Source organism: Geotalea daltonii FRC-32 (assembly GCF_000022265.1).
Lineage (GTDB): Bacteria > Desulfobacterota > Desulfuromonadia > Geobacterales > Geobacteraceae > Geotalea > Geotalea daltonii.
Genome location: NC_011979.1, coordinates 3,457,044 through 3,475,690, shown reverse-complemented (window position 1 = coordinate 3,475,690; position 18,647 = coordinate 3,457,044). Strand labels below are relative to the sequence as shown.

Below are 18,647 nucleotides of genomic sequence, written 5' to 3'. Positions count from 1 at the left end.
TTATCATGAAATATCTATCAGCATCGGCTTTCTGCCTGTTGACGCTCTTTTTCCTGGGATCGGCCACCCTATCGCAGGGAGCCCAGGACAATGCCCTGAAGTACAAGCTGAAACCGGGCGCCAACGGCAAGCTCTGCCTCAATTGCCACAATGATTTCCAGGAAAAGCTGAAAAAGCCGGTGATCCATACGCCGGTCAAAGCGGGTGAATGTACCGGCTGCCACAGTCCCCATACCTCATCCCATGGCAAGCTTCTGGCTTCGGATCCAAAGGATATCTGCTATTCCTGCCACGCAAGGCTTGGCCAGGACACCGACAAAAGTGTCCACAGGGTGGTTGCAGAGGGGCAATGCGTCAAGTGCCATGATCCCCATTCTGCAGCCAACAAGAACAATCTTCTCAAGGCTGGCAATGAACTGTGCCTGGATTGCCACAAGGATCTGGCCGGCATGCTGGTCAAGATAAAATTCAAGCACGCACCCGTGGCAAAGGGCTGTCTCAACTGCCACGATCCCCACGTTTCAGCCAAATACGGCTATCTGCTGAAAAACGATGTGCCGGCTCTGTGCATCGGCTGTCACAAGACCGACCGCCCCCTCTTTGCCAAACAGCATATGAACTACCCGGTGGCGACCGCCCGCTGCACCTCCTGTCATGACCCCCACGGTTCGAACAATCCTGGCATCTTGTTCAATGCCGTGCACAAGCCGGTGGCCAACAAGCAATGCAATCAGTGCCATGGGGAATCCGGCTCGGCCACTCCCCTTAAAACCAAACGGCCAGGTTATGAGCTGTGCAAGGGATGCCATAACGAGATGGTCAACAAGACCTTCGGTAAGAAACAGATGCACTGGCCGCTTTTGAGCAGGGATGGATGTCTTACCTGCCACAATCCCCATGCTGCACCGAAAAAGGGGCTGTTGAAAGACAATATGATCGCTGTCTGCGGCCGGTGCCACAAGGATACCATCAAGCGCCAGGAGCAGTCCCTGACCAAGCATCCGCCGATCCAGGACGGGGACTGCATGTCCTGTCATGATCCACATTCGTCGGACAACACGTTCCTTACCTCTCAGCCTTCGATCATCGAGTTATGCGGCACCTGCCATGACTGGCAGAAGCATTCCACCCATCCCATCGGGGAAAAGTTCAAGGACCCGCGGGACAAGAACATCACCTTGCAATGCCTGAGTTGCCACCGGTCCCACGGCACGGAATACAAGCACTTCATTCCGTTCGCCACACCAACGGAGCTGTGCACCCAGTGCCACGAACAATTCAAGAGGTGAAGACCATGATATCCTGCAGATATTTCTCCATGGCTCTGGCCATGATATCGCTCCTTCCAGCCCTGTCCTTTGCTGCTGATATGGTAAAGATCAAACATCTGACCACCATCTACGGCGACGAGAAAGGGGTGGAGCTGAAGAACCCGGAAGGGGTTGCGTGCGATGCTTCGTCACTGGTGGTTGCTGATTCGGGCAATGGCCGCCTGGTGCGCTATACGCTGGACGGGGACAGCGTCAAAGGGGGGGCGGAACTCAGGCCTGCCCAGTTGGCCAATCCGGTGCGGGTCCAGTTGTCCGCCAAGGGAGACATCTATGCCCTTGATGCCAAATCCCGACGCATCGTGCGCATCAGCCAGGCTGGCGCCTTCCAGGGCTATCTTGACCCTCAGGGTGTTCCAGCCCCTGCCTTTATCGCCTCTGCCTTTAAAATCGACAGCGAAGGGCGCTTCTATCTCCTGGACATCTTTGCCGAGCGCGTGCTGGTGCTGGACCAGGGGGGGAAATTCTTAAGCCAGGCGCCTTTCCCCAAAGGCTACGGGTTCATGGTCGATTTGGCGGTTGACGGCAAAGGAACCATTTATCTTGCCGACAGCACCAACGGCATTATCTATGCCGCTTCCGGTGCCGCCAAGGAATTTGCCCCATTGGTGAACAACCTGCGGGAGTACCTATCATTTCCGGGTTACCTTACCGTTGATGCACGGGGGAATATCCTGGTGGTCGACCAGAACGGCGGAGCCCTGGTGAGCTTCGGCCAGGATGGCTCTTTCCTTGCCAGGCAGTTGGGCATGGGGAGAAAAAACGGCCTGCTTTATTATCCGGGGCAGATATGTCTCGGACCTTCGGGGAGTGTCTTCATCGCCGACCGGGATAACAGCAGGATACAGTTGTTCGAAGCAGTCAAATAAACAGGAAAAGCACAGGAGCGATTTCAGATGAAGCACAACAAACTGTTTGCCGCTGTTTGTCTTATCCTTTGCTGTACCGTTGTCGGGACGGCAGGTGCCGATTTCAAGACCGGCCTGGATGCCTACCAGAGAAAGGAATACCAGACCGCCCTGAAGGAGCTGAAGGCGGATGGCGGCGCCGATGCCAGCTATGTGCTGAGCGTCATGTACTTTCGGGGTGAAGGGGTTGAGCCGAACAAGACCGAGGCATTGAAATGGCTGCAGCGATCGGCGGAAAAAGGTCTGGTACGGGCCCAGTACAACCTGGGCATGATGTACGACAAGGGTGACGGCGTTGCCAGGGATATGGCTGCCGCTGCCAAATGGTACCGCAGGGCGGCGGAAAAGGGGCATGCCCAGTCACAGTTCAACTTGGGGCTCATGTACACCAACGGCGAAGGTGTGGAAAAGGACAAGCAGGAAGCGATGAAATGGCTGCGCAAGGCGGCCAGGCAGGGACATGGCAAGGCACGGAAACTGCTCAAGGTGATGAGCGAGAAGTAGCAGGGACTGTACTTATCAAGGCTGAAAAAGGAAATTACATGAAAGCATTGAAACCGGTCCTACTGTTGATCATAGTTGCAGTGTGCCTGTCTTTTCTGGCCTGCAAGCAAGGCAATGATGTGACGGGGAAATGGAAAAACATAAATATGCCTGAAACGGTAGAATTCAGGAAAGACAGCACCGGTACCTTTAACGTGCAGAACAACCCAAGTCTTCCCTTCACCTGGAAAAAGCTCAAGGACGGGAGGATCGAGTTGCTCATCAACTTCATGGGCAATAGCCGAACCCTTTACGGCAGGCTGGAAAAGAGCAATACCTTTGTTCTTGCCGGCCAAGGGGAACAGGCCATTTACAACAGGATAGACTGACCTCGAATCGTTCGCCCTGCAGGACTGCAGTACGTTATTAGATTCGCTTAAATCGATTGTGGTAAAGGTTTTCCCCCGGTTACCGATACTGTTACTCAAGCTATGTCTGAAGTAACAGGGTAACATCAAGGGGGAAAAAATGGGTATCACGGGCATCCTGACAACAATTGCCTTGATCCTGACCACTGCAGGCTCCGGCTGGGCAGAAAAATTCCATGGAGGGCACACTGGTGCCTGCGAAGGCTGCCACGGCTCAAGGGGGGCAGACACCAACTATACCTCTCTTCTCGGTCCTGATCCCAGCTCCACCTGTCTGCGCTGCCATGGTGCTCCGAACCCCCAGGCACACCAGATAGCCACAGAGCCGGCCCCGGCCAGGGGGCTTGCACCCAAAGCCATGACTCCGGGTGGAGACTTCGCCTACGTGAAAAAAAACTACAGCTGGGTCAATACCAACGGCACCGGGGGGAGCAGTCCCGGTGAAAGGCATGGGCACAACATCGTTGCCGCGGCCTATGGCTATGTGGGGGACAGCACCCTTCATGTCTCGCCAGGTGGCAGTTATCCCGCCCAGTCACTCTCTTGCATCAGCTGCCATGATCCCCATGGAAATTACCGGCTGGTGGATGTTTACGGCACCATCGCCACCGACATAAATCCCATCGGCGAATCCGGTTCATATGGTGCCGTCCCCACCGCCAATGGAGCTGTCGGCAGCTATCGCCTCCTGGCAGGCAAGGGTTACCAAGCCGGGGGAACCAGCCATGTTTTTGCCCATGATCCCCCCATTGCCGTCGCTCCCAAGGAGTACAACCGCCCCGAAAGTGGCAGGGATACCCGGGTCGCCTATGGCAAAGGGGTGTCCAAGTGGTGCGCCAACTGCCATGAGGCATTCCTGCAGGGGAGCAGCATGAGCCATGTCCACCCATCCGACGCAGAGCTCGGCCCCATTGCCGGAGTCTACAACAATTACATCAAGTCTGGCGATCTGAGCGGCATCCAGGCCAATGCCTACACTTCACTGGTACCGTTCCAGACAACCGAAACAACCGATCCTCAACAGCTGGCTGCGGAGCTTACCTCCAGCAACGGCCCCAATCCCGACGACCGGGTGACATGCCTTAGCTGCCATCGCGCCCACGCCTCCGGTTGGGACGGCATTGGCAGGTGGAATATGAAAGGGACCTTTATCACCGTTGGGGGAGAATACCCGGGCATTGACGCAGGCGGCAAGGGGAAGGAAGGGGAAAATTCCACCGGCAAGCTGAGAACTGAGTACAAGGCAGCCATGTACAATCGGGACCCGGCACAATTTGCCACCTTTCAGCGGCAGTTGTGCAACAAGTGCCATGCACGGGATTGACCTGAAGGATGATGTTTTATCTCTCTTCGCCGTGGCGGACCCTTCGTCACGGCGATTTTAATTTGTGGCTGAAGGAGTATTCGAGCGAAAAACTGGTAAACTATGAGCCGCTGAAATCCAAATAGAGTCAGGGCTATCACATGTCGAAGGCGTTGCTGAAACAGCTGGCATACAGCGGCATCAGGCTTTGCATCATCCTCTATCTTGCCGTTCTCATGGCCAATTACCTCAATGGCCGCAATTTTTCCGATTACCTTGGCAAAACCATGATCAAGGTCCATGCGGAAGCCCGAATGGGTCTGAATGCAAACCTCCTCTCAAGTCTTCTGCTGGAGGGAAACCATGGCAAGCTGCAGGAGCTCCTGGATCGCAATTACAGCATCTACGCCCTGGTGATAACCGACTGCAGGACCGGCGAGGAAAACTGCAGCGGGCAGAACATTCTCTTTCGGACAAGTCCCGGCTTGATTCCAAATAAGCCCATTGATGCAACAGACCTGCTCAACTATCCGTATATAGTGCTCCGCAGACCGTCCTCATCCGTTCTCCAGCTGCTGCAGCAGATGGACGGCAAAGCCGGACATAGTGGCCAGATCATTGGGCGCGTCTATTCCATCAGCACCATTCCTTCTTTCAGTGAAGACTACCGGCAATGGTTGCATGATCCCTTCCGGGATAACGAGCTGTGGCGGCGATATCTGGCAACCATGACCTCCTGTCTCATGGGGGGGATATTCATCTGGCTGCTCCTGGAGCTTTTCCTAAAGATCAGACGAATAGAGCTGCGCAATGCCCGGCAGCGTGAGGCTGAGTTGGTCAAGGATGCCGACACTTACGTAGCCCAGCTGGAGGAGAAGGGGCGTCAGATTGAGGATCAACAACTACGGTTCAGCAGGCAGTTTGAAACCTACATCGGACGTATCAGGGGGCTTGAGCAAAGGCTGAAGGATGTGGTGGAATACCGCGAGGCTGCCGAGAGCATCATCAGGGATCTGGAAGAGGAAAACAACCGGCAGTCCAAACTATTTGAAGAACAGCTTGACCTGACCAGGGTTGAAAAGGAACAGCTGCAGATAGAGGTGGAGAAATATAAAAAGGCGGTGGGGCGGGACAAGGTGGAGGCTTCCAAGACCCTTTCCAGCGCCATCGGTACAAAGACTGGCACAGCTTTCGAACAGCAGGTGATCAGGATCGTCGCCGACAGTCCCCAGGCCAAAAGCGGCCATTGGCGGGTGGTGAGTCAGTTCGACGTGGCAACGGGCAACAGGGGGAGCCGCTTTATCGACTGTATCGTCATCAGCAAGGACTGCCTGATTGTCATTGAGGCAAAGGGCTACTTCGGCGCCATTGAAGCGGAAGGCTCGGTGGAGAATTCCAAATGGCTCTGCCGGGGGAGCGGTAACCAAACAGTCGAAGTTAAAGGGGACTGGGGAGAAAACCCCTATCACCAGGTGCGTGACTATGTGATGAACCTGATGAACATGGTGAAGGGACGGTTGCCCCAATTGCCGGTGTACGGGCTGGTCGTCTTTCCCGGGAAAAGCGATATCTCGGGTCTTGAATCGAAAATAGGCAGGTTTTACCGGATCACCACAGCGGATCATCTCCTATCGGTCCTGGGGCAGATGGAGGCGGAGGCAAGGCGGACAAACGCCTTCAGCAAACGCCCGGCGCCGGCTGAGATAGAGGATGTGATGCGGGGGAAATAGAATGTCAGGTCCAGGGAAAGCAGGTTAAAGCAGCAGGCTTCCCTTCCATGGCCAGGGCTGCGCAGTAGCCCACCGGAACGCCGATGTCATGGAGAGTCCATTTTCGGCCAAGCTCCGGATACTGTAGATCGTCGAGGATTGGTGGCTGGCCTGGGAGGAGAGAAACGCCGAAACTGTTCGCCGGGCGGGTCAGGCCGGTGCCGAGTCCTTTCAGATAGGCTTCTTTCCTGGTCCAGCAGCGGTAAAAAGCGGCCAGCTGCTGTTCATGAGGCAGGCTCGACAGTTCCTCGCTTTCCTTTGAGAGAAAAAAACGTTCCGCCATCCTGCAAAAGGGAATGGTCTCCTGCAGCTCTTCAAGGTCTATTCCCAGCTCAGAGCCTCCGCTGACGGCAAGAGCAGCCCGCTCATGCTTATGGGTCAGGTTGAAACGGAGCCTTTGATGCTCAGCCCGGTCGGCCAGATACGGTTTGCCCTGTTCCCCTTCGGCAAAGACCACACTCTCCGGTTCTTTCTCCAGATATCGGGCGAGAATGCGGCGGAGAGTCCCCCGTCCGGCTATGAACCTGTTTCGTACCGTCCGGTTGAGGGTCCGTTTTGCCCGTGCCAGCTCATCGGCAGACAACAGCTGCTCAAGTCGCTGCAGTTCCGCACTTTCAACATCCAGGGAATAAAAACAGACATGCACTTCTCCATGGGCAAGGGGCATGGATCTTACGCCTCCCTTTCGGAGAGCCAGGTTTTCAGGCGTTTCAGCCCTTCGGCAATACTTATTTCCGGCTGATAACCCAGATCACGACGGGCGGCGGAAATGTCGAACCAGTGGGCGGTGGAAAGCTCTTTGGCGACAAAGCGGGTCATGGGGGGCTCGCCTTTCATGGGGAGGAATTTCCATAGTTGCTCGCAGAGCGCTCCTATGGCATAGGCGGCCTGTGGCGGGATGGTTCGCGTCACCGGCGGCAGTCCTGCGGCGTCAAGGATGGCATTGACCATCTCCCAGAGGGGGATCGGCTGGCCGTTGGAAATGAAGTAGGACTTGCCCCCTATGGGGCTGTCATGGGTGAGGCGGTCGGCGGCGAGCAGATGGGCCTGGGCGGCGTTGTCCACGTAGACCGTGTCCACCAGACAGTGGCGGTTGCCGATGCGGCGCAGCTTGCCTGCTTTGGCGCGGGCGATGATCCGCGGCACCAGGTGATTGTCCCCGGGCCCCCAGATCAGGTGCGGCCGGAGAGAAACGGTAGCCAGCTCCGGGCCGTTGGCCGCCAGGACCATTTGCTCTGCAAGGGCCTTGGTCTTCGGATAATTCGCTTCGAAATGTACCGGGTAGGGGAGGGACTCGTCGCCCCCCTCCACATCCCGTCCGTCAAAGATCACGCTGGGAGAGCCGGTGTAGACGAGGTGCTTGATGCCGTTCTCACGGCAGGCGGCGATAATGTTTTCCGTGCCGGTAACGTTGGCTCGGTGATAGCCGGCGTAATCTCCCCAGATGCCGGCCTGGGCCGCCACATGGAAGATGATGTCGCATCCTGAGGCCGCTTCCATCAAGCAGTCCTGATCGGCCAGATCCCCCTGCACCTGTTCCACCCCCAGTTGTGCAAGCTCCGGGTATTCACTGCGGGAGAAGCTGCGTACCTCATCGCCCCTGGTCATAAGCAGCCGGACAATGGCGCTGCCGAGAAACCCGCCACCGCCGGTAACAAGAGCTTTCATTTAAGGCTCCGTGCTGCCCAGACGGCAAGCTTTTCCCTGAATATCTTTGCATTATGGCGGATATCCACCGGAAAAGCCGGGTGAAAGAGGATGGTGCTGATTCCCTGGGTATGGATGTGGGCCTTGGCCAGGTTCATCAGCTCCTGTCGCACCTTCTTCTTGTTGGCCCTGATACCCTTTTCCAGCTCCACGCAGAGAACCGGCAGCTGTTTGCCCTTTTCTCCGACTCCCACCAGGGCTGTGCGGAAGACGGAGGGATGGGTGTTGAAGACCGCCTCGCAGGGAATGGTGAAGAGGGTTTCCTCAGGGGTTACTACCCGATGGGATTTGCGGCCACAGAACCAGATCCGCCCCTGTTCGTCTCTCCCCCCCAGGTCGCCCATGCGATGGAAAAAGCCGCCGGTGGCCGGGTCCTTTATCTTGGAAAGCAGGTCTGCTTCCGGACGGTTATGGTAGCGGCGCGTTACCTGTTCTCCCTGAACGACAATCTCGCCGATCTTGCCGATGGGGGCGCGCAAGGCATCATCCCATTGATCAATGGGAGTGTCGCTGATCTCGATCACTTCCAGCCTTATGCCTTTCACCGGACTGCCGATGCAGACTCCGCCACCGGCCTCGGTGATGGCCCGGGTTTCGCCGAGGATTTCATCGCTGCCGATGGAGCAGACCGGCAGGGCTTCCGTTGCTCCGTAAGGGGTGAAAATCTGGGCGTCCGGCCTGAGCATGGCGGCAAAGCGTTCCATTACTGCCGCTGGCACAGGGGCACCGGCTGAGATGACCCGTTTCAGAGAGGGGAGTCTCTTCCCCTTCTTCACCCCATGGCGGCCGACCCGGTTAATGAGGGCGGGGGACCCGAACATGGTCGTAACATGATATTTCTCTATGGCAGAGATGATCTTCCGCGGATTTACCGAACCGGGTCGGGTAAAGTTCATTTCCGGGATAACGGCGGTCATCCCCAGGGCAGGAGCAAAAAGGGCGAACAGGGGGAAGGTGGGCAGATCGATTTCTCCCGGCTCGATGCCGTAGACCTGGCGCAGGGCCTCCACTTGGGCGGCGAAGTTGCCGTGGGTGTAGACTGCTCCCTTGGGGGAACCAGTACTGCCGCTGGTGAAGAGAATGGCGGCGATATCGTCCCGGTCGGTCGGGGCCATGGGAAAAGCTCGTTCCCCCTGGCCGGCGACAAGTTCCGCCAGGGTAATTCCTTCCCAGAACAGGCGCCGGCCGACGGTTACGAAGGTGCGCAGGGTGTCTTCTCCCCAGCCGAAGATTTTCCGTGCCATATGGGCCTTGGGAATGCCGATGAAGGCCTGGGGTTCGGCATCGGCCAGGCACTTTTTCAGGTTCTTCACTCCCAGCCCCGGGTCGACCAGCACCGGTACCGCCCCCACCTTGAACAGGGCAAAGGTCAGGGTAAACAGGTCGGGACCGGGAGTAACCATCAGGATGGTTCGAACGCCGCGGCCGATGCCGTAGGTTTCCAGGCCATAGGCGATGCGATCGCTCAGACGATCCAACTCGCTGAAGGTCAGGCTGCAATTCTTGTTGGGGAAAATGATGGCTGGGGTGTCGGGCTGGCTGTTGGCCATTTCGGGGAGGTGTGCGGCGATATTGACGAAGTCGGCTCTGCTCATGGTTTTATCTCGGTTCGGCTGAGGAAGTCTGAAATGAGAGGAATGATCTCGTTTCCCATATCCTCGAGGATATAGTGGCCCGCGTCACCGTAACTGTGCACTTCCGCAGCTGGAAAACGTCGCTTCCATTGGGCAAGAAAGGCGCGGTCGAAGACGAAGTCAAGCTCTCCCCAGAAGATGGACATGGGCAGGTTGCGGAACTGCTCCAGACCGGATTCCACGCTGCTGACCATGTCATAATTGCGGTCACCGGGGGCGAGGGGGATGTCCTGAACGAAGCGCAGGGTGGCGATGCGGTTCTGCCAGCTGTCGTAGGGGGCCTGATAGGCTTTCCGCAGCTCGGCATTCATGGGGTTCCGTTTGCAGCCGACAAATGATGCGGCCAGGCTGAAGGCGTTGAAACCGCGGACCAGCAGGGTCCCAAGCATTGTGTCTCGACAGATTTTCAGGGCCAGGGGAAATGGCTTTTCCTTGGGCAGATGGAAAGCTGCTGTGTTTAGGATTACCAGCCTTTTGATCCGCTCCGGATGGCGCACGGCATAGGCCATGCCGATCATCCCGCCCCAGTCGTGGACCACCAGAGTGATATTCTTATTCACTTTAAGATGGTCTATGAGTCGCTCCAGGTCGTCAACCCTCCGTGGAAGGGTATATTCGTAGCGGTCATCGCCCGGCTTGTCCGAAAAGCCACAGCCCATATGGTCGGGGACAATGCACCGGTAGCGGTCCCTGAGGGCAAGGACCAGGTTGCGGTAGTAAAAGGACCAGGAGGGATTGCCGTGGACCATGACCACCGGGTCGCCGCTCCCTTCGTCAAGGTAGTGGTAGGCCAGGCCATTCAGGTCCAGGTAGTTGCTGGTAAAGGGGTAGTGTTTTGTTATGTCCATGGCCATGCTGTGTTTACCTTATAAGTCTTGTAGTTGCCCCCTCTCCTTAGGGAGAGGGTTGGGGTGAGGGGGCGATGGTAAAGGTCGGTGGTAACGGCTACCCCTCATCCGGCCTCCGGCCACCTTCTCCCGGGGGGAGAAGGACTATGGGGTGGGTTTGGTCTACCACTCAACCCCAAGCATCAGACAATTGAGCCCGCTGCCGATGCCAAGCAGGGCCACCTTTTCTCCCGGCTCCAGCATCTCCCGCTCGTCGGCAATGGCCGCGGTCAGGGGCAGAGAGACGGTGCCCATGTTGCCCAGGTATTCGAAGGTGGTGAAATCCTTGTCGCTGGCGATGCCGAGGGTCTTCAAAATGGCGCTCTGGTGGGCGGAACCTACCTGGTGGCAGACCACCCGGTCGACGTCCTCGCTTTTCCAGGCAACTTCCTTCAGGAATGCCTGCCAGGTGCGCAGGCCCAGCTCAACGCCGTAATTCATGACGTTAACGCCGTCGGTGCTCATAGTCTGTTTGTAGCCATCCTTGCCATCGGGCACCATGCCCCACAGGCAGAGGCGGTGATGTTCGGGAGCGGCCTGGGTTGCTCCACCCACCAGGCGGCGCCGACCGGTGCCGGAAAAGGAGCCGTCGGTAAGCAACACGGCAACCGCTCCCGATCCTCCGGTCAGGGTGGCGAGGGAAACGGCGAAATGCTCCATGTTCCTCTCTTCCAGCATCCGTCCGATCATGATTTCGGTTATTTCCCTGGCGCTTTCGCAGGAAACAACCAACCCGGCCCTGATCTGTCCCAGCTCGATGCGGTTCGCCACATCCAGAATGCCGTTCAACACTCCGAGACAGGCGTTGGAAAGGTCGAAGACAGCGGCATTGCCCTGGATGCCTAGACCAGCTGCAACGCGGCAGGCGGTAGCAGGCTCGAACTGTTCGCGGCAGACGCCGGTGTAGATGAGGGCGCCAATTTCCGCCGGTGCGATGCCGCTGGCGTCCAGAGCCTTTCTCCCGGCAGCAATGGCTCCCTGTGACAATGGATAGCCGGGCTCCCACCAACGACGTTCGCGGATGCCGGTCAGGGCCTGCAGCTGGCCGGGGGCCAGGAAAAGGGACTTATAAAGTGGCTCCAGACGCGATTCAAGCTCGGACGATGTTATGACCATCGGTGCAAGTTCATAGCCCAAAGCCTCGATATGTACTTTTGAGTACTTCATGTTTTTACCCATGCTTTACAGTGAAATTGTTCATTTGATAAATGGTTTTTCCATCTACGGAGAGAAAACCATCGGCAGTCAGGTTCCGTTCTTCGTCGTTCGCTGCAGTGATCCATGCGTGGACCGTAACCCTGCTGTTTGCGGGAACCACCTGCCCCCGGTAGAGCCACCTATGTCTTTGCCCAAGTGCAATGACGGCAACGGTTTCCCCTGCATTGCAGCCCCAGCGCTCAACTGCAGCAAACTTCAAGAGCTGGAGGAACGACTCCAGGCCCAGAGAGCCCGGTGTGACAGGATCCTGGTAAAAATGGGCCTTGAAGAACCACTCGTCAGGGTCCACCTCTTTTATGCCTCTCACATAGCCGAGCCCTTTCGGACCTCCGTCCGGGACGAAGAGATCGATGCGGTCGATCATGCGCAGCATTGTTTCCGGGAAAGGGGCGTTTTGGGGGTAGGACAGGCTGCGCCCCCGTTGTTCCTCTTCGGCGGTCGGCTGGTAGATGACAGCATCGCGGACCCCCACCTGGTTGGCCAGCGCTTCACGGGAGAAGAAGCCAAACATGGTATCACCTTCGTAGATAATCCCTTTTCCGTCGGCGACACTGAAGTCGAACTCCTGGATGATCATGCCGCCGCTGGTGGCGACTTTGGTCATGGTGGCGGTCGCGGTAAGGGTGCCGCTGTCAGGTGTCACCGGGCGATGCTGAACCGCATTGCCCCCCAGATTGCGGAAAGAAATATCCGTAGGGCTGTTGAGTGCCGAGCCCACATAGGCTGCCAGCCAGCCGCAAGGCTGCAGAGCCGCCTCCAATAGCACGCAGAAGGGCATGAGCGGTTGACGCTCCGCTTTGAAGTACCATTCATCGACGGGAATCTCGTATTGGGCTTCGGCCATGGCGCCGGCGACCATCTGCCACGGTTCGCCGCGCAATCCGGTGACCCGGTCCATGAACTGGAAAGGAGGGCCGGGGAGTCGGGCGATCTTGCGGTCGTTGTCGAAGATGCGGTAGCGGTCGCCGAAGCCTTCCGACGGTTTGCCGTTACTGTAGGCGAGGATCTGTTCCTTGGTGTAGATGGCGGGTTTGTGTGCGCCTGCAGGAGCCTCGCCCTCCTCCTGACCCCTCTCCTTTATGCCTCGTGGGTACCTAAAGGGAGGGGGAACAAGAGAGCTCCCTCTCCCCTGGTGGGAGAGGGTTGGGGAGAGGGAGGTAGCCGCAGACTTCCGACCCTGCCACAACTCTACCAGCTTCTCTTTATTGGTCCCGCTCAACCTTACCGACATGCTGGTAATCTCGACAATAGCTTTGCCATCCGCATACATCAGCGCATCCACAATGGCATAGGGTTCAGGGCGATAGCCCAGTTCCCGGATGGTGATTTCATAGGCGGCGACCCTGGTGCTTTCCAGGACCTGGCCGCGGCAGCAGAGCCGGCTCGCTACTCCTGGCACCGGCTCCCAGGCCGCTTCGGCAGCTTCCGCAATCCAACCCATACGCAGCAGGTAAATACGCAGGGTATGGAGGCAGCACTCATACATGAGGGTGCCGGGCATGACCCGGTCGTCGACGAAGTGGCAGGTGATGAACCAGTCATCGGGATGGATGTCGGCTTCGGCGCGGATCATCCCCAGGCCGTAACGGCCGCCGGTGGGATCGAGCTCCAGTACCCGGTGCACCAGCTGCATCCTTCCACCGGGAATGGTCAGGGGGGCGGCCAATTCGATGTGGGCGAAGAGGGGGCCGAAACTGCCGGCCAGATCGCCTCTCCTCAAGCTCTCCAGCTGGGAGGCGGTGTAAGATTCTTTGACCATCGGCACCAGTTCCATCCAATCGGCTGGTCGTTTACCGGCGATCTGGCGCAAATCGAGGGCTCCCTTGACAATTCCCTTGCCTGCTGCCAGCTCGCCAGCGGTAAAGAAGCCGGCGCAGCCGTCACGCATGGTGAGAAGCGGTTGCCCGTTGACCGTGGCATCGAAGCGGAAGCGGAACAGGTAGGTATCACCCTGGCGGAAGAAGCGCTCGATGCTGATATCGTAATGGATGGTTTCGCCAGGAACGGGCAGTGCTCGATGGAATGTGACCACCGCATCGAGGAGGCGATAGACGGCCAAGCCCCTGGTGATGAAATCGATTCCCAGGTAGCCCGAGAGGAAAAGGTCGGCCTGCCCGGCTTCGACGGCAATACAGGTGGGAATGCGGCCACCATCCAGGTACCAGGCGCCGGGATGGATATCGTGCTCGGTTACCACACGGCCGCTGGTCATGGACTTCGCCTCCCCCTCGATGCTCATGATCCGGTCCACCAGCATCAACGGTTCATCGGGGAGACGGACCCGGGTGGGGAAGGAATCGGCTTCGGCAAAGGCCGGGCCGAGCATGCGACCGACCAGGCCACGGGCGAACTCCAGGCACATTTCCCGGTCGAAGGCTGCTTTCGGCCCAGGTTCAGGAGCAGTTAGCGGTCTTGGCGAATCAAGGGGGAGGTGGTCAATGATGATCCCGGCGGCGGTCAGTTCGTTCCGGATGGAGAACTGATAAGCCAGGGTATCGGCCATGGTCCGGCTGAAGCTGTTCGACACCTTGAGAAACGCATCATGGGCTTGCAATTGTGCCTGCCGGGCAGCGGCAAAGGCTTGCATGAGCGGGTCCCCTGTCGCCGCTGGAGATTGATGACAAAATACAGCAGATGTAGTTGCCGATTCCCTTTCCGTAATGGGAGTCTCAGGTGCTACTGCTGTCTTGGGAGGTGCTGCAACTACCCCTTCACCTCGTGGAAGGGGGCGTGGGGAAGGGGGTGTTGGAACCGGTCGCAATGTGGGCTTGGGTGGCTCAAAGGGTCTATTGACCATGACGATCTGGAATTGACGCTCACCTTTTGCTGTGGAAACCGGTATTGCTTGTTCTGCATAAAGGGGCGAGAGATCGACCGGTATCCGCTCGGCGATGAGCTGGGCCAGGAGGCGAAGAATCGCCGAGGTGCCATCGATGCCGGAGAAGCAGGCTGACCTGGCCAGGTGGGGGCGCTCTCCAAGGATGCGGCCAATCATTCTGCTGCAGGAGCTGCCGGGTCCCATTTCCAGGAAATACCTGACTCCTGCATCATATGCTGCATTGACGACTGCAGGGAAATCGATGCCCTCCACCGCCTGGGCAAGGATGGAATCGGCTGCACTGGCGCGGGTGACGGAGTATGCTTTCCCTTTGGCGCCGCTGTAAAATGTAACCCCCGGTGGCGGAGTGGTCTCAAAGAGGTGCAAGTCCCGATACGCCTCGGCTACCTGTTTCGCCACCTCGCAGTGAACGGTAGTAACTCCGTGCAGGGGGTAGAACCGGCATTCCAGCATGGCTACCAGACGTTTCACCGCCTTTGCATCGCCGCCGATGACGCATTCGTCAGGGGTGTTGACGATGAGGAGGTAGACCCGCTGGGTGGAGCGGAGGGCGCGGCGCACATCCTTGGCCGTTGCCTCGACAACGCCGATGCTCCACTCCACTTCCTTACCTTCCCCCAAGCCCCAGGTACGGGCAGCGGCGCGGCATTCGCCAGCCAGGTCACGGGTGAAGAGCGTTGATTTGCGCATGCGCATCAGCATCTCATCCCGTGCGTGCCATGCCCCCAAGGCGAAAAGTCCTGCCGATTCCCCCAGGCTGTAGCTGATGACCGAGGTCGGTTCGATGCCGAAGCTGCGGACGATATCGCTGACTGCGACGCCGGTTGCCACCTGGCCGAAGATGACCGCCTCGTGGTTGTTGTTGACCTCTGCTGCAGGAGCGCCGTTCCAGAAGTATTCGGGCTGGAACTGGCTGCACAGGTAAAGGTTTCTGCCGTCCTGGCGGCGGAACACCTCCGGCCAGGCAACGGACAGTTCCATGCCCATGCCGGCATAGTGGTTGCCGGACCCTGGAAAGACAAAGGCGATCTTACCCTCAGTGCCGATGGGAGAAGCTGAATAAAAAAGCCGGTCGCGAAGCATGGGCTGCGCCAGGATCAGGGCATTTCCTCCAGCAACTACTGCCTTGGCCTGCTCCATGAGAGCCGCAAGCTCGTCCACATTTCTGGCCACCATGGTTAGGGCAAGTGTTTTGCCAGAACCATTTCGTGCCTGCCATTCCAGTGCCAGCCGGGCCAGATCGAATTTCTTTTCGCCATTTAATTGACGCAGCTGGTCCAGTCCCTGGGTCAGCTCGGCCTGATTGTTCCCGGCCACCACAAAGATGAATTCACCCAGGGAGCCTAAAGGCGCTTGACGCTCCCTTTGGAAACGCTGGGGGACCGATGCCCATCCTTCCAGAACAACATGGCTGCAGGTGCCATCAATACCAAAGGTACTGATCCCTGCCCGGCGCGGTCCCTCTGCCCGGTTGCGCAGCCAGTAGCGTGGGCTGCGGGGAATGTGGAGTGATCCCTTGCCCGACAACTCCGGCAAAGGTGACTCTACACCGCGGCACGGCGGGATGATTTCATGATAAAGGGCGAGACAGCCCCGGACGAAGGAGGCAAGGCCGGAGGCGGCGCCGCAGTGGCCGATATCACCCTTGACCGATGTAACGGCGCAGTGGCGGGGCTGGTTGCCGGCAAGGAAACCAGCCAGGGCCTTTGCTTCCATCCGGTCTTCGGGAGGATTGCCGCTGCCGCAGGCTTCCAGGTAGCTGATGCTGTGAGGCTCCACACCGGAACCGGCATAGGCCCGTTCCATGGCTTTGGTATAGGCTTTTTTCCCTGGGTTGACGATGCCCCCCCCGGCGGTGCCGATGCCCTTGATGACCGCATAGATGCGGTCACCATCGCGCTCCGCATCTTGCAGCCGCTTCAATACCACTGCCGTGGCTCCCTCACCGACCGTGCTGCCGCATGAACCTTCATCGAAGGAACTGCCATTGCCGTCAGAGGCGAAAGGACGCCGGGAATGATGGCCGAGGACGGCGCGCAGGTCGCCGGCAAAATCCACTGCCCCGACAAGCGCCCGGTCGATCTCGTGGGCATGCAGCAGCCTGACCGCTGCTTCCAGGGCACGGATGCCGGAGCCTTCTTCGTTGGAGACGGTGAAGCTCGGTCCGCCGACCCGAAACTCACGGGCGATACGGCTGGCAACGATATTTCCCAGGGCGCCCATGGTCCTGTTGGCGGTGAGAGACGGTCCGGCAGCCTCCCGCAGCTCGGCTGTCCATCCTGCAAGGTCGCCGGGAGTAAGTTCATTTCCCAGCTCCTGCTGCCACTTTCGTGCTTCTTCTGCCATTGACCAGCGGAAGCTGAAATTGGTGCTGTTCAGGTCCAGTGCAATGCCGATGAGGACCGCCGCCCGGTCATTGCCTTCACGGCCAAGACCGGCGTCGGCCATGGCTGCTGCGGCAGTTTGCAGCATAAGGAGCTGTTGGGGCAGCATTTCTTCCATTTCCAGCGGCGGAATGCGAAATTGATCGGTGGCAACGGCAAACTCGTCGATATAAAAGCCCTTGAACGAGGCCAGATCCAGCTCTTCTTCCCTGAACCACCGGCTTTTCTCTGCTCCCCACCAGCGCTGGGGTGTGGTCGGTTCAGCGCTGCCATCGCCACCCAGAACCCGTTCGGTGAACTTTTTCAATGACTGCCAAGGACCGAAGCGGGCATCAATGCCGACGATGGCGATATCAGCCGACCCTTCCATAGTCGGGGCCTTTACGGCAATCGCCCGTGAGCCCGAATGGTTGTCTGGCAGCCACTCTTCAACCAGCAGATGGCCATTGATGCCGCCGAAACCGAAGGCGCTCACTGCTGCCCGGCGGGGAATCCCCTCACCGCGCCGTTGCCATGGGCGTGCACTGGCCAGCACCTGGAATGGGCTTCCCTCAAGATCAATGGCGTCCGGTGGTGTGGAAAAACTTGCAGTGGGGGGAAGAATCCCCTCGTTCATGGCCAGGAGCACCTTGGTCAGGGCCGCTGCGCCTGCTGCAGTCAGCAGATGGCCGATATTGGATTTCACCGAACCGATAACGCAGGATGCGGCAGTAGGGGTCTCGCTCCACAGCTGCTTAAGGCTGGCAAATTCCGTTGCATCGCCGACGGCAGTACCGGTGGCATGGCACTCGATCAGATCCACATCTTGCGGCTTCCAGCCACTCTGGGCATAGGCAGCGCCCATGGCCCGAAGCTGCCCCTCGGATAGAGGGGCGAGCAGACTGCCGCCCACGTCGTTGGAGAGGCCGACTCCCTTGATGATTCCGTAAATCCGGTCACCATGAGCTACGGCATCCTCGGTTCTTTTCAGAAGGAAGATGCCGGCCCCTTCGCCGACGACCAGTCCATCGGCGGCAGCGTCAAAAGGGGAACAGATACCACGTTTTGACAGGGCGCGGAGCTGGGAAAAGCCCATCTGGGTATAAAGGGGGTCGGGCCTGGAGACGCCGCCGGTGAGCATGGCATCGGCGCGACCGGAGAGAAGCTCGTCCATGGCCAGCTTTATGGCATAGATGGAACTTGCGCAGGCAGCGTCGAGAGTGCAGCTGCCCCCCCCAAGGCCCAGTGCGTTTGACAGAAGTCCGGCAGGGAGGCCGGCGACATAGCGGTTGATGGGATCGATGTCTTCCCGCTTCCTGGATCGACCGAGAAGCTTTTCCTCGAAAGTTTTGCCCAACCAGGCGCGGGTCAGTTTTGCGGATGTTTCAGTGGGAAGGGCCAGGTTGCCGATGATGACTCCCACCCTGGAGCGGTCAAGGGGGGCGGTGATGCCGTTGTCGAAAGCCCTTTTCCCTGCGTGGAGCAGGAGTTGGAAAAGAGGATCGAGACCGGCGACGAGGCCTGGATCGAGGGCAATGCCGTCAAGCCTGGAGATGGGTGGCAGCTGCTCGATAAAGCAGCCGCGCCGTGAGTAAACATGGTCAGCTTTTCCCGGGGTCGGGTCGAAGACCCCATCGGCGGCAACGTGCCATCTTTCAGCCGGAACTTCCCTGGCTGAAGTGCGCCCGGCGCGGATATTTTCCCAATACTGCTCAAGGTCGGGGGCATCTGGGAAAATGGCGCCGATGCCGACAATTGCAACCGAAGGTTTTTCCTGCAT

At 58.4% G+C, this 18,647-nt stretch carries 12 protein-coding genes; 6 read left to right on the top strand and 6 right to left on the bottom strand.

Going from position 1 to position 18,647, the window contains the following annotated elements:
- Positions 1 to 5: 5 nt before the first annotated feature.
- The 6 genes from GEOB_RS15695 to GEOB_RS15670 all read left to right on the top strand — a co-directional run bounded on the left by GEOB_RS15695 (position 6) and on the right by GEOB_RS15670 (position 6,180).
- Positions 6 to 1,289, top strand: a complete 1,284-nt coding sequence (locus GEOB_RS15695; protein ID WP_012648230.1) for a cytochrome c3 family protein — start codon at positions 6 to 8, stop codon at positions 1,287 to 1,289.
- A gap of 5 nt (positions 1,290 to 1,294) precedes the next feature.
- A complete protein-coding gene (locus tag GEOB_RS15690; protein ID WP_012648229.1) occupies positions 1,295 to 2,197 on the top strand; it encodes an NHL repeat-containing protein in 903 nt (300 codons plus the stop codon).
- A gap of 27 nt (positions 2,198 to 2,224) precedes the next feature.
- The gene (locus GEOB_RS15685; protein ID WP_012648228.1) at positions 2,225 to 2,740 is read left to right on the top strand and encodes a tetratricopeptide repeat protein; all 516 of its coding nucleotides are present in this window, start codon (positions 2,225 to 2,227) and stop codon (positions 2,738 to 2,740) included.
- 38 nt (positions 2,741 to 2,778) lie between these two features.
- Entirely contained in the window at positions 2,779 to 3,108 is a 330-nt protein-coding gene (locus tag GEOB_RS15680; RefSeq protein WP_012648227.1) for a hypothetical protein, read from the top strand.
- 139 nt (positions 3,109 to 3,247) lie between these two features.
- A complete protein-coding gene (locus GEOB_RS15675; RefSeq protein ID WP_012648226.1) occupies positions 3,248 to 4,471 on the top strand; it encodes a hypothetical protein in 1,224 nt (407 codons plus the stop codon).
- A gap of 140 nt (positions 4,472 to 4,611) precedes the next feature.
- Positions 4,612 to 6,180, top strand: a complete 1,569-nt coding sequence (locus tag GEOB_RS15670; RefSeq protein WP_012648225.1) for a nuclease-related domain-containing protein — start codon at positions 4,612 to 4,614, stop codon at positions 6,178 to 6,180.
- Between the two features lie 4 nt (positions 6,181 to 6,184).
- On the opposite strand, the gene GEOB_RS15665 is transcribed toward GEOB_RS15670, so the two are convergent.
- The 6 genes from GEOB_RS15665 to GEOB_RS15640 all read right to left on the bottom strand — a co-directional run bounded on the left by GEOB_RS15665 (position 6,185) and on the right by GEOB_RS15640 (position 18,647).
- Positions 6,185 to 6,886, bottom strand: a complete 702-nt coding sequence (locus tag GEOB_RS15665) for a 4'-phosphopantetheinyl transferase family protein (protein WP_012648224.1) — start codon at positions 6,884 to 6,886, stop codon at positions 6,185 to 6,187.
- 5 nt (positions 6,887 to 6,891) lie between these two features.
- Positions 6,892 to 7,887, bottom strand: coding sequence for an NAD-dependent epimerase/dehydratase family protein (locus GEOB_RS15660; RefSeq protein ID WP_012648223.1), 996 nt, complete (start codon positions 7,885 to 7,887; stop codon positions 6,892 to 6,894).
- Positions 7,884 to 9,521 carry a fatty acid CoA ligase family protein gene (locus GEOB_RS15655; protein ID WP_012648222.1) on the bottom strand — a complete coding sequence of 546 codons (1,638 nt, stop codon included), beginning with the start codon at positions 9,519 to 9,521 and terminating at the stop codon, positions 7,884 to 7,886. Before GEOB_RS15655 ends, GEOB_RS15660 begins: the two co-directional genes overlap by 4 nt.
- Complete coding sequence (locus GEOB_RS15650; RefSeq protein ID WP_012648221.1) at positions 9,518 to 10,414, bottom strand: alpha/beta fold hydrolase; 897 nt, start codon at positions 10,412 to 10,414, stop codon at positions 9,518 to 9,520. Before GEOB_RS15650 ends, GEOB_RS15655 begins: the two co-directional genes overlap by 4 nt.
- Positions 10,415 to 10,570: 156 nt before the next feature.
- Positions 10,571 to 11,614 carry a 3-oxoacyl-ACP synthase III gene (locus GEOB_RS15645; protein WP_041267169.1) on the bottom strand — a complete coding sequence of 348 codons (1,044 nt, stop codon included), beginning with the start codon at positions 11,612 to 11,614 and terminating at the stop codon, positions 10,571 to 10,573.
- Between the two features lie 4 nt (positions 11,615 to 11,618).
- Positions 11,619 to 18,647 carry a type I polyketide synthase gene (locus GEOB_RS15640; RefSeq protein ID WP_012648219.1) on the bottom strand — a complete coding sequence of 2,343 codons (7,029 nt, stop codon included), beginning with the start codon at positions 18,645 to 18,647 and terminating at the stop codon, positions 11,619 to 11,621.